This window comes from Sphingomonas sp. SUN019, assembly GCF_024758705.1.
Lineage (GTDB): Bacteria > Pseudomonadota > Alphaproteobacteria > Sphingomonadales > Sphingomonadaceae > Sphingomonas.
Genome location: NZ_CP096971.1, coordinates 1,422,780 through 1,436,070, shown reverse-complemented (window position 1 = coordinate 1,436,070; position 13,291 = coordinate 1,422,780). Strand labels below are relative to the sequence as shown.

Annotated in this window: 5 protein-coding genes; 3 read left to right on the top strand and 2 right to left on the bottom strand. The window is 63.8% G+C overall.

The annotated features are described in order from the left end of the window. Nucleotides 1-5 precede the first annotated feature (5 nt). Entirely contained in the window at nucleotides 6-950 is a 945-nt protein-coding gene (locus M0208_RS06970; RefSeq protein WP_258890998.1) for a hypothetical protein, read from the top strand. Nucleotides 951-1,076: 126 nt separating this feature from the next. Here the strand turns inward: M0208_RS06970 and rpoC are convergent, their stop codons facing one another. Both rpoC and rpoB read right to left on the bottom strand, forming a co-directional pair. Beyond that, nucleotides 1,077-5,381: a DNA-directed RNA polymerase subunit beta' gene (gene rpoC / locus M0208_RS06965; RefSeq protein WP_258890997.1), complete on the bottom strand. Its 4,305-nt coding sequence runs from the start codon at nucleotides 5,379-5,381 to the stop codon at nucleotides 1,077-1,079. A gap of 79 nt (nucleotides 5,382-5,460) precedes the next feature. Beyond that, nucleotides 5,461-9,642: a DNA-directed RNA polymerase subunit beta gene (gene rpoB / locus M0208_RS06960; protein WP_258890996.1), complete on the bottom strand. Its 4,182-nt coding sequence runs from the start codon at nucleotides 9,640-9,642 to the stop codon at nucleotides 5,461-5,463. Between the two features lie 260 nt (nucleotides 9,643-9,902). Here rpoB and M0208_RS06955 point away from each other — a divergent pair, with 260 nt between their 5' ends. Both M0208_RS06955 and M0208_RS06950 read left to right on the top strand, forming a co-directional pair. Then, a complete protein-coding gene (locus tag M0208_RS06955) occupies nucleotides 9,903-11,207 on the top strand; it encodes a hypothetical protein (RefSeq protein WP_258890995.1) in 1,305 nt (434 codons plus the stop codon). Between the two features lie 131 nt (nucleotides 11,208-11,338). Continuing rightward, nucleotides 11,339-13,276 carry a CocE/NonD family hydrolase gene (locus tag M0208_RS06950; RefSeq protein WP_258890994.1) on the top strand — a complete coding sequence of 646 codons (1,938 nt, stop codon included), beginning with the start codon at nucleotides 11,339-11,341 and terminating at the stop codon, nucleotides 13,274-13,276. Nucleotides 13,277-13,291 lie beyond the last annotated feature (15 nt).

The window sequence follows — 13,291 nt, the reverse complement described above, 5'->3', positions numbered from 1 at the left end:
GTCTCTTGACGGCCGCGTTTGCGTTGCTGGGCAAATTAACCCCCCAATGGCTGGGCGCACTAACGTGGCCCCAAGCAATTGTGATTGGCATCGCGGGCGCCTTTACCGCGACGTTCGTGTTCGCACTCGCTCTAGCGATCGGAGCTTACGGTTTTAGGCTTCTTCGACCGATTCAGATGGCCGCGCCCGGTCAAGCAGAGGCGACTAGTGGACGGTACGATGAAGCGCATCTTATCGCCCGCGTGAACGAACTCGCACGCTTGGTCCGCGCCGTGATCGATGACTACCAGCGAATGAGTGCGGTGGAGGCTCGATTTAATGACGCACTAGATGGGCTCAAAGCGGCAGTGCAAATCGAGTTTAGGGAGGTACGCGCGGATATTATTGTGATTGAGCGCAAAGCCAACGAGTCAATCGATTTGACGGAAAAAGTCGAGCAAGTCCGTGTAGATGGAGCTACAAACCGTAAAGATTTAGATCGGATAGAACGGCTTCAAAAAGATGAACGCGAGCGTCGCCTTGGTTCTTTCCATGCGATCGGCACGCGAGAGCGCCTGACTGACTTGGAAACTGCTATCGTGCAGGACGCGGCAGATCTTTATGACCAACTTAAGACGGGTGAAATCTACGATGATTCTAAGTGGCAGCAATGGGAAAATATACACGCCCATTGGAAGTCGGTACTTGATGAATGGCTAAATTCTGCGACATGGTATGGCCTAGCAGTTAAAGAGCGAACTCTCTTTGTTGATGATGAAAAGTACGGTCTAGATTGGTCGGTGTCCGAAACGCAATTCCCGAGCGCAGAGGCAGTTCGTCGTTTCAAGAAGTTCCGAATCATTCATGCGCAATGGGAATCTGTTGTGCCAAGCGTCAAATCTGGTTTGCAAAGCGTAGCTTACAACGGCTTAACTGATTTGGAGGCAAGAAGTGGTCGGCCAGCGGGATGACGCTAGAACGTGTCTTGATAAACTGCTTTAGGTAAAGGCCCTCCCGTGCTGGGGAGCAATTAGAAAAAGCCCCGCCGGATCGCTCCGGCGGGGCTTTGTCATCTCAGGCCTGCACTAACGCAAGGATCACTCCTTGATCAGATACTCGCCCGCGGCTTCGTCGCTGCCGTCGCCCGAGGGGACGACGGTGGCCAGCGGGTCGTCGCCGGTGCCTTGTTCGTCACGGACCGACCGAGCGGCTTCCGCTTCGCGTTCTTCGGCCGCGCTGTTGGCGGTCGCGACCGAGGCGGCGAGCATCGCCTCCTGCAACTTGCGCTGCTGGACGCGGAGAGCCGCGTCGCGTGACGATGCCGCCACGCGCAGGCGGTTCAGACCCGCGCCGGTGCCCGCCGGGATCAGGCGGCCGACGATCACGTTCTCCTTCAGGCCCATCAGCGTGTCCTGCTTGCCCTGGACCGCCGCCTCGGTGAGGACGCGGGTGGTTTCCTGGAACGATGCCGCCGAGATGAAACTGCGGGTCTGCAGCGACGCCTTGGTGATGCCCAGCAGGATCGGCTTGCCCTGTGCAGGCGTCTCTTTCTTGCCGAGCTTGGCGTTCACTTCGTCCATCTCGTTGCGGTCGAGCTGTTCGCCCACCAGCAACGTCGTGTCGCCGCTTTCGATGATCTCGACCTTTTGCAGCATCTGACGAACGATCGTCTCGATGTGCTTGTCGTTGATCTTCACGCCCTGCAGACGATAGACTTCCTGGATTTCCGACACGAGATATTCGGCCAGCGGCTCGATCCCCATGACTTCCAGAATGTCGTGCGGATCGGGCGAACCGCCGATCAGATTGTCGCCGCGCTTGACGTAGTCGCCTTCCTGAACGTCGATCACCTTCGACTTCGGGACCAGATATTCCACGACCTCGCCGCCGTCCTCGGGCTGAATCCCGATCTTGCGCTTGGCCTTGTAATCCTTTCCGAACACGACCCGGCCGGAGACCTTTGCGATGATCGCATTCTCCTTCGGCTTGCGCGCCTCGAACAGCTCCGCGACGCGCGGCAGACCGCCCGTGATATCGCGGGTCTTGGCCGATTCACGCGCCACGCGGGCGACGACGTCGCCGGCCTGGACCGTGCTGTTGTCCTCGACCGAGAGCACCGCGCCCGATGCGAGCATGTAGCGCGCGGTTTCGCCCGAACCCTCGTCGAGCAGGGTGATGCGCGGACGCAGATCCTCCTTCGACTTGGTCGTCGCGCGATATTCGATCACCACGCGCTGGGCGATGCCGGTGGCTTCGTCGGTGACTTCGGTGAGCGTCTTGCCCTCGATCAGATCCTGATACTTCACCGTGCCGCCGGTTTCGGTGATGACCGGCATGGTGAACGGATCCCATTCGGCCATCCGGTCGCCCTTGGTGACGATGTGGCCATCATCGAACAGGACGTACGCACCGTAAGGGATACGATCGACCGACAGTTCGCGGCCGTCCATGTCGCGGATGACCATCTCGCCCGAACGGGACAGCACGACGCGACGGCCGCGCTGGTCCTCGATCACGCGCAGGTCGCGGAACTCGACCGTGCCGTCGGCATGCGCCTCCAGATTGGACTGTTCGTTCAGCTGCGCCGCGCCGCCGATGTGGAACGTCCGCATCGTCAGCTGCGTACCCGGCTCGCCGATCGACTGCGCCGCGATCACGCCGACCGCCTCGCCGATGTTCACCGGCGTACCGCGGGCGAGGTCACGCCCGTAGCATTTGCCGCACACGCCGATCTTGCTTTCGCACACCAGCGGCGAACGGATCTTCATCCCCTGCACGCCGGTCGCTTCGATCTGCACGACCATCGGCTCGTCGAGGAGCGTCCCCGACGGGATGAGGACCGCGTTGGTCTTCGGATCGACCACGTCCTCCGCGGTCGTGCGACCGAGGATACGTTCGCCGAGCGAAGCGATGACGGTGCCGCCCTGGACGATCGCCTTCATCTCCAGCGCGCGTTCGGTGCCGCAATCCTCCTCGATGATGACGCAATCCTGCGACACGTCGACGAGGCGGCGGGTGAGGTAGCCCGAGTTGGCGGTCTTCAACGCCGTATCCGCGAGGCCCTTGCGCGCGCCGTGGGTGGAGTTGAAATATTCAAGGACGGTCAGGCCTTCCTTGAAGTTCGAGATGATCGGCGTCTCGATGATCTCGCCCGACGGCTTGGCCATCAGCCCGCGCATACCCGCAAGCTGCTTGATTTGCGCCTGCGAGCCACGCGCACCGGAGTGCGCCATCATGTAGATCGAGTTGATCGGCTTCTCGCGACCCTTGTTCGGGCCGTCCTCGTATTTCTTGACCGCCTTGATCTCGTTCATCATCGAATTGGCGACCTTGTCGCCGCAGCTCGACCAGGCGTCGATGACCTTGTTGTACTTCTCCTGGTGCGTGATCAGGCCGTCCTGATACTGCTGTTCGAAGTCCTTGACCGTGTTGCGCGTGTCGTCGACCAGCGCGACCTTGTCGCCCGGAATGATCATGTCGTCCTTGCCGAACGAGATGCCGGCCTTGAACGCGTGCCGGAAGCCCAGCGCCATGATCGCATCGGCGAACAGCACGGTCTCCTTCTGCCCGGTGTGACGATAGACCTCGTCGATCACGTCGCCGACGTCCTTCTTCGTCAGCAGGCGGTTGACGGTGTCGAACGGCACCTTGCTGGACTGCGGCAGGCATTCGCCTAGCAGCATACGGCCCGGCGTCGTCTCGAAACGCTTCATATACTGCTTACCGGCTTCGTCGGTCTGCGGCACGCGGCTGATGATCTTTGTGTGCAGCGTCACCGCACCCGCGTTCAGCGCCTGATGCACCTCCGACATGTCGGAAATCAGCATCCCCTCGCCGGGTTCGCCTTCCTTCAGCATCGACAGATAATACAGGCCCAGCACCATGTCCTGCGACGGCACAATGATCGGCTTGCCGTTGGCGGGCGACAGGATGTTGTTGGTCGACATCATCAGCACGCGCGCTTCCAGCTGCGCTTCGAGCGACAGCGGAACGTGGACGGCCATCTGATCGCCGTCGAAGTCGGCGTTGAACGCCGAGCAGACGAGCGGGTGAAGCTGGATCGCCTTGCCCTCGATCAGGACCGGCTCGAACGCCTGGATGCCGAGACGGTGGAGAGTCGGTGCGCGGTTCAGCATCACGGGATGCTCGCGGATCACCTCGTCCAGGATGTCCCAGACTTCCTTGCGCTCCTTCTCGACCCACTTCTTCGCCTGCTTCAGCGTCATGCTGAGGCCCTTGGCGTCGAGGCGCGCGTAGATGAACGGCTTGAACAGCTCGAGCGCCATCTTCTTCGGCAGGCCGCACTGGTGCAGCTTCAGTTCCGGACCGGTCACGATGACCGAACGGCCCGAATAATCGACGCGCTTGCCGAGCAGATTCTGGCGGAAGCGGCCCTGCTTGCCTTTCAGCATATCGGACAGCGACTTCAGCGGACGCTTGTTGGCGCCGGTGATCGTGCGACCGCGACGGCCGTTGTCGAACAGCGCGTCGACCGCCTCCTGCAACATGCGCTTTTCGTTGCGGACGATGATGTCCGGCGCGCGCAGCTCCATCAGCCGCTTCAGGCGGTTGTTGCGGTTGATGACGCGGCGATACAGATCGTTCAGATCCGACGTCGCGAAGCGGCCGCCGTCCAGCGGCACCAGCGGGCGCAGCTCGGGCGGGATGACCGGCACGACTTCCAGGATCATCCACTCCGGGCGGTTGCCGGAGTCGATGAAGCTTTCGACGACCTTCAGCCGCTTGATGATCTTCTTGGGCTTCAGTTCGGACTTGGTGACCGCCAGCTCTTCCAGCAGATCCTTTCGCTCGCCCTCAAGGTCGAGCGATTCGAGCATGATGCGCACCGCTTCAGCGCCGATTCCAGCCGAGAACGCGTCCTCGCCATATTCGTCCTGCGCCTCGAGGAGCTCGTCCTCGGTCATCAGCTGATACTTTTCGAGCGGGGTCAGGCCCGGCTCGATCACGATATACGCCTCGAAATACAGCACGCGCTCGAGCTGCTTCAGCTGCATGTCGAGCAGCAGGCCGATGCGGCTCGGCAGCGACTTCAGGAACCAGATGTGCGCGACCGGAGCGGCCAGCTCGATATGGCCCATCCGCTCACGGCGGACCTTCGAGACGGTGACCTCGACGCCGCACTTCTCGCAGACGATGCCCTTGTACTTCATGCGCTTGTACTTGCCGCACAGGCATTCGTAATCCTTGATCGGACCGAAGATGCGCGCGCAGAACAGGCCGTCACGCTCGGGCTTGAACGTGCGATAGTTGATGGTTTCGGGCTTTTTGATCTCGCCGAACGACCACGACCGGATCTTGTCCGGGGACGCGATGCCGATCTGGATCTGGTCGAAGGTCTCCGGCTTGGCCACCGGATTGGCGAAGTTGGTCAGTTCGTTCATTTCAAATCCTCGGAAGAGGGAAATTTATTAGCCGGGGCAGGAGAGGCCTCTGCCTTCGGGAGGCAGAGGCCGATCACCCTTATTGCGCCGCGATCTGTACGCCGTCGGAATCGAAGCCCAGTTCGGCGGTCTTCAGTTCCACGTTCAGGCCCAGCGAGCGCATTTCCTTGACGAGCACGTTGAAGCTCTCCGGAATGCCGGCCTCGAACGTGTCGTCGCCCTTGACGATCGCCTCATAGACCTTGGTGCGGCCGACCACGTCGTCGGACTTCACCGTCAGCATTTCCTGCAAGGTATACGCCGCGCCGTAGGCCTGGAGTGCCCAGACCTCCATCTCGCCGAAGCGCTGTCCGCCGAACTGCGCCTTGCCGCCCAGCGGCTGCTGGGTGACGAGCGAGTACGGCCCGATCGAACGCGCGTGGATCTTGTCGTCGACCAGATGGTGCAGCTTCAGCATGTAGATGATGCCGACGGTCACCTGACGGTCGAACTTGTCCCCGGTGCGCCCGTCGTACAGGTCCGACTGACCCGACGTGTCGAGCCCCGCCAGCGCCAGCATGTCGGACACGTCGGCTTCGTGCGCGCCGTCGAACACCGGCGTGCCCATCGGGATGCCCGGCGACAGGTTCTTGGCCAGCTCGATGATCTCCTGACCATCGCGCGCATCGATATCCGCGGCGTAATGGTCGCCGTAGATTTCGTGCAGCCGCGCCTTCACCGCCTCGGGCATCGCGCCCGCCTTGGCGTCCGGATTGGCGTCGCGCCACTCCTCCAGCGCGCGCCCGACCTGGTGCCCCAGTTCGCGCGCGGCCCAGCCGAGGTGGGTTTCGAAGATCTGCCCGACGTTCATGCGGCTCGGCACGCCCAGCGGGTTCAGCACCAGATCGACCGGCGTTCCGTCGGCCAGGAACGGCATGTCCTCGGCCGGCAGGATGCGGCTGATGACGCCCTTGTTGCCGTGACGGCCGGCCATCTTGTCGCCCGGCTGCAGCTTGCGCTTCACCGCGACGAAGACCTTGACCATCTTCAGCACGCCCGGCGGCAGCTCGTCGCCGCGCTCCAGCTTCTCGCGCCGATCGTGGAACTTGTCCGTGATCAGCTTGGCGGCGTCGTCATATTGCTGCTTCACCGCTTCCAGGTTCGACTGCATGGCGTCGTCGGCGACCGCGAACTTCCACCATTCGTGGCGGTCGACGCTTTCGAGCATCTCGGAATCGATGACCGCGCCCTTCTTCGGGCCGTTCTTCGGCACCGCGGTAGCGGTCTGGCCGAGGAGCATTTCGCGCAGGCGGCTCCAGGTCGCGCGGTTCAGGATCGAACGCTCGTCGTCCGAATCCTTCTTCAGCCGCTCGATCTCCTCGCGCTCGATCGCCATCGCGCGCTCGTCTTTGTCGATGCCGTGACGGTTGAAGACGCGCACGTCGACGACCGTTCCCGACACGCCCGGCGGCAGACGCAGCGACGTGTCGCGCACGTCCGACGCCTTTTCGCCGAAGATGGCGCGGAGCAGCTTTTCCTCCGGCGTCATTGGCGATTCACCCTTGGGGGTGATCTTGCCGGCCAGGATGTCGCCCGGCTCCACTTCGGCGCCGATGTAGACGATGCCCGCTTCGTCGAGGTTGCGCAGCGCTTCCTCGCCGACGTTCGGGATGTCGCGGGTGATGTCCTCCGGCCCGAGCTTCGTGTCGCGGGCCATCACCTCGAACTCGTCGATGTGGATCGACGTAAACACGTCGTCCTTCACGATCCGCTCGCTGATGAGGATCGAATCCTCGTAGTTATACCCGTTCCACGGCATGAACGCGACGAGCGCATTGCGCCCCAGCGCCAGCTCGCCGAACTCGGTCGAAGGACCGTCGGCGATCACGTCGCCCACTTCCACGACGTCGCCGACCTTCACCAGCGGACGCTGGTTGATGCAGGTCGACTGGTTCGAGCGCTGGAACTTCATCAGCGTGTAGATGTCGACGCCCGACTTGCCGGCGTCGACTTCGCCGGTCGCCCGGATCACGATACGCGCCGCGTCGACCTGATCGACGATGCCCGCGCGCTTCGCGCCAATCGCCGCACCCGAATCGCGTGCGACGGTTTCTTCCATGCCGGTGCCGACGAACGGCGCCTCGGCGCGCACCAGCGGCACGGCCTGACGCTGCATGTTCGATCCCATCAGCGCGCGGTTGGCGTCATCGTTTTCCAGGAACGGAATGAGCGACGCCGCGACCGAGACGAGCTGCTTGGGGCTGACGTCCATCAGCGTGATGTTGTCGGGCAGCGCCATCAGGAAATCGCCCGCCTGACGCGACGACACCAGTTCTTCGGTGAAGCCGTTGTCGGCGTCTAGCTCGGCGTTGGCCTGCGCGATCGTGTGCTTGGCCTCCTCCATCGCCGACAGATACACCACGTCGTCGGTGACCTTGTGGTCGACGACCTTGCGGTACGGCGTCTCGATGAAACCGTATTTGTTGACGCGGCTGAAGCTGGCGAGCGAGTTGATCAGGCCGATGTTAGGGCCTTCCGGCGTCTCGATCGGGCAGATGCGGCCGTAGTGCGTCGGATGGACGTCGCGGACTTCGAAGCCCGCGCGTTCGCGCGTCAGACCACCCGGTCCAAGCGCCGACACGCGACGCTTGTGCGTCACTTCGGAGAGCGGGTTGGTCTGATCCATGAACTGCGACAGCTGCGACGAGCCGAAGAATTCACGCACCGCGGCGACAGCTGGCTTCGCGTTGATCAGGTCGTTCGGCATCACGGTCGACACGTCGACCGACGACATGCGCTCCTTGACCGCACGCTCCATGCGCAACAGCCCGACGCGATACTGGTTCTCCAGCAGCTCGCCGACCGACCGCACACGACGATTGCCGAGGTTGTCGATATCGTCGATCTCGCCCTTGCCGTCCTTCAGGCCGACCAGCGTCTTGATGACCGCCAGCAGATCCTCGGTGCGCAGCGTCGTGACGGTGTCCTCGGCGTCGAGGTCGAGGCGCATGTTGAGCTTCACGCGACCCACTGCCGACAGGTCGTAGCGATCGGGATCGAAGAACAGGCCCGCGAACAGCGATTCCGCGGTTTCCAGCGTCGGGGGTTCGCCGGGGCGCATGACGCGGTAGATGTCGCTGAGCGCCTGTTCGCGCTCCTCGGCCTTGTCCGCCTTCAGCGTGTTGCGAATCCACGGACCGGTCGACACGTGATCGATGTCGAGCAGTTCGATCCGCTCGATCCCCGCCTTGTCGAGCAGTTCCAGGTTCTCGGCGGTGATTTCGTCACCCGCCTCGACATAGATCTGGCCGGTCTTTTCGTTGATCAGATCGTACGCGCTGTAGCGGCCGAAGATCTCTTCGGTCGGAATCAGCAGGTCGGTCAGGCCGTCCTTCGCCGCCTTGTTCGCGGCGCGCGGGGAAATCTTCTGACCAGCCGGGAAGATCACTTCGCCCGACTTGGCATCGACGATGTCGAACAGCGGCTTCTGGGCGCGCCAATTCTCCGCCGCGAAGGGGATTTCCCAGCCGCCCTGGCCGCGCACATAGGTCACGCGGTTGTAGAATTCGTTCAGGATCTGCTCGCCGGTCAGGCCGAGCGCGAACAGCAGCGCCGTCACCGGCAGCTTGCGCTTGCGGTCGATGCGGACGTTGACGATGTCCTTCGCGTCGAACTCGAAATCGAGCCACGAACCGCGATACGGGATCACGCGCGCCGCGAACAGGAACTTGCCCGACGCGTGCGTCTTGCCGCGGTCATGGTCGAACAGGACGCCAGGCGAGCGGTGCATCTGCGAAACGATGACGCGTTCGGTGCCGTTGATGAAGAACGTGCCGTTCTCGGTCATGAGCGGCATGTCGCCCATGTACACGTCCTGCTCCTTGATATCGAGCACCGAGCGGGTTTCCGTATCGGGATCCACCTCGAACACGATCAGGCGCAGCGTAACGCGCATCGGGGCGGCGTAGGTGATGCCGCGCTGACGGCATTCCTCGACGTCGAACTTCGGCGGTTCCAGCTCGTAATTGACGAAATCGAGCTCGGCGGTGCCGGCGAAATCGCGGATCGGGAACACGCTGCGCAGCGTCTTTTCGAGGCCCGAGACATAGCCGATCGACTGATCGGAGCGCAGGAACTGTTCGTAGGATTCGCGCTGAACCTCGATCAGGTTCGGCATCTGCACCACTTCGTGGATGTTGCCGAACACTTTGCGGATGCGCCGCTTTGCGGTGCCGCTTTCAGCGCGCCGCCCTGCGGTGCTGTCGATCGCCTTGGTCGCCATGTAGCTATCAGCCCTCGTCAAATATCACGGGCGCATAAAGCGACGCAAAAAGGCCGCACGTCGATTCCGGGAACGGATGACGGCAGCCTGATAGCGTCGTGAAACCACCAGTCCCAATTCGTACGACACGCTGCGCGACGGCGCGTCATTTCCCGAAACTGTGGTGAGGGACGCGATATAGGAGCCGTGTTGGAAAGCGTCAACCGCCCCCCAAGGCTCTGAACGCGGAACCGTTTCACCATATTCGTTGTTGAGGCGATATGAAACAGGAGAGACTTCCCGTCCGCGCCGCCCTGATGCTGTCAGCCGCCGCGCTCGTTTCCACCCCCGTCTTGGCGCAAGTCGCCGCACCTGCGGAGCAGGCGGCGCCGGTCACCCCGCCGCCGGTCACCGCCACCGCACCGCCGCCGTCGACGGGTTCGGGCGAAAGCGCCACGCCGGTGAATCCCGAAGCCGCCGCGCAGGCCGCTGCCGAGGACGCCGAGCGGCGCCCCCAGGCTCGGTCCGCCCGCCGGGCCGCGATCACGCCGAGCGGCGCGGTCAGGCGCACCAACGCGCCGTCAAACCCGGAACCAGCGCCGCCTCCGCCACCCCCGCCGCCCCCTCCGCCGCCCGAGGCCCAGAACGTGCCGGCGCAGACCCCGCCTGTCCCCGTCGAGGATCCGAATGCGGTTACTGAGGTTGGCAACACGACCGCGGCGGCCGAGCAGCCGCAGGAACAGGCCGCCGAGCCGACTCCGGCCGCCGAACCCGGCCCGCCGATGTGGCCGCTGGCGTTGCTGGCGCTGCTGATCGTCGTCGGTGGCGTGTGGTTCCTGATGGCGCGCCGTCGCAAGGCCGCGGTGGAGGACGAATGGGCGACCCCACCGCTCGCCGCCGAACCGGTGGTGCATCGCGAACCGGTGATCGAGCGTCCGATCGTGCAGGAGCCGATTCGCTCCGCTCCGGTCGCTCCGGTCGTTGCAGCCGCGGCGGTGGCCCCGATCGCTGCGGACGTCAGCGATGTGGCGCCGGTCGCCGCTGAAGATGCGTCGATCGAAACCGCGCACAAGGACGACGTCGCCGCGCTGACCGCCGCCGACACGGTCGGCGACCGTCCGTGGCTGGAATTCGCGATGCGTCCGGTCCGTGCCGGCACCAGTGCGGACGAAGCGCTCGTCGAGATCGAACTGACCGTCGCCAATGCGGGCAACATGGTGGCGGAGGATGTCCGCATCTCGACTTTCATGCTTCCTGCGGGAAATGACGGCGACCTCGATCAGATGCTGGTCAAGGGCGACGATACCGTTACGCCGCAGACGATCGCGGCGGGCGAGGGGACGCGCGTCGACGCGACGCTCGCCATGACCCGCGCTTCGCTTCCCGAGGGCGGTACGTTCCAGCCGGTGGTGGTCGCCGATGCGCGCTATCGCCTGCCGGACGGCAGCGAGGGCCGCACCTCCGCGGCATTCCTGGTCGGTGGTCTGGCCGAGGACGGCACGACGATCCAGCCGATCGACCTGGAAGGACGTCTGCTTCGCGAGGACGTGAGCGCGCAACTCTACCGCGACCCCGTCCGCATCTGATCCGAACCGGGGAGCGATACGCGACCCGGGAAAGCCCGTCCCTGAAAAGGGGCGGGCCTTTTCGTTTGTTGATCGCAGCCACATGACGGGCGTAAGCGATTGCGCTTGCTGTTCCGAAGGGTCGTGTCCTGATGCGTAAGACGTTCCTGCTCACCTGCGCCGCGCTGATCGCGGTCGTGCCCGTTTCTGGACCCGTCGCCGCGCAACAGGCATCTGCACTTGCGGGCGACATCCCCGCGAAGTTCACGCCCCCGACCGACGCCTACGACTATGTGAAGCGCGAGGTGATGATCCCGATGCGCGACGGGGTGAAGCTGCACACCGTCATCATCGTGCCGAAGAATGCGACGAACGCCCCGATCCTGCTGACCCGCACGCCATACAATGCCAGCGGGCGCGTCAGCCGCATGGACAGCCCGCACATGATCTCCGCGCTGCCACAGGCCGACGAACCGTTCGTGCGCGCGGGCTACATCCGCATCTTCCAGGACATTCGCGGCAAATACGGGTCGGAGGGTGACTACGTCGTCACACGCCCGGTCGTCGGCCCGCTGAACCCGACGAAGACCGACCACACCACCGACGCGTACGACACGATCGACTGGCTGGTGAAGAAGGCGAACCTGCCCGAAAGCAACGGCCGCGTCGGGATGCTCGGATCGAGCTACGAAGGTTTCACCGTCGTCATGGCGCTGCTCAACCCGCACCCCGCGCTGAAGGTGACCGCACCCGAAAGCCCGATGATCGACGGCTGGATGGGCGACGACTGGTTCCACTATGGCGCGTTCCGGCTGGCCAACATCGGCTGGCTCGGTTCGCAGACCGGCTACAAGGGCGAGGGCAAGGAGCCGCCGTCGGGCATCTACGACGATTACGAACAGTTCCGCCGCGTGGGCTCTGCCGGGGATTGGGCGAAGAAATCAGGCTACGACCAGCTGCCGTACTGGCGGCGGTTCCAGTCGCACCCGGCGTACGATTCCTTCTGGCAGGGGCAGGCGCTCGACAAGCTGCTCGCCGCGAACCCGTCGAATGTCCCGACGATGTGGGAACAGGGGCTGTGGGACCAGGAGGATATGTACGGCGCGATCACCACGTGGGAGGCGCTGAAGGCGAAAGGCAAGGGGGCCAGCAACTTCCTCGTCATGGGGCCGTGGCGGCATAGCGGGGCGAATTACGACGGATCGGCGCTGGGCGATTTGAAGTTCGACGGCGACACCGGGGCGCAGTGGCGCGAACAATATCTGTTCCCGTTCTTCGACCAGTATCTGCGCGATGGCCGCCCCGCGTTCACGCCGCCGCAGGCGCTGATCTACAACACCGGCGAGAATCATTGGGACAAATTGTCCAACTGGCCGCTCGCCTGTGAGACGGGCTGCGACGCGCCGTTGAAGCCGATCTACCTACAGGCCGAGGGCGGTCTCGGTTTCGGCACCAGCGCGAAGGGCGGCGACAGTTATGTCGCCGATCCCGCCAAGCCCGTCCCGCATCTGTCGCGCCCGGTGAATTTCGGCGACGGCCGCTGGGGTGCATGGCTGGTCAGCGATCAGCGCCACGCCGACGGCCGCCCCGACGTGATGACGTACCAGACCCCGCCGCTGACCGAGGCGGTGCGCGTATCGGGCGCGCCGATCGCGGACATCTTTGCGAAGACGACCGGCAGCGACGGCGATTTCGTCGTGAAGGTGATCGACGTCTATCCGGACGAGGTCGCGAACACGCCGAAGATGGGCGGATACCAGCTCGCCGTCAGCCTTGACATCTTCCGCGGCCGGTATCGCAACAGTTTCGAAAAACCGACCGCGATCCCCGCGGGCAAGACGCAGCGCTACAAATTCCGTCTGCCGACCGTGAACCATGTGTTCCAGCCCGGCCACCGCATCATGGTGCAGGTGCAGTCGTCGCTGTTCCCGCTCTACGATCGCAATCCGCAGACCTTCGTGCCGAACATCTTCCTCGCCAAACCGCAGGACTATCGCAAGGCGACGGTCACGCTGGAGCGTGGCGGGGCTGCGGCGAGCGCGGTGTGGCTGCCGGTCGTCGCGACCGGTCAGCCGCAGGCGAAGCCTTGACGGTCGGACCGGGTT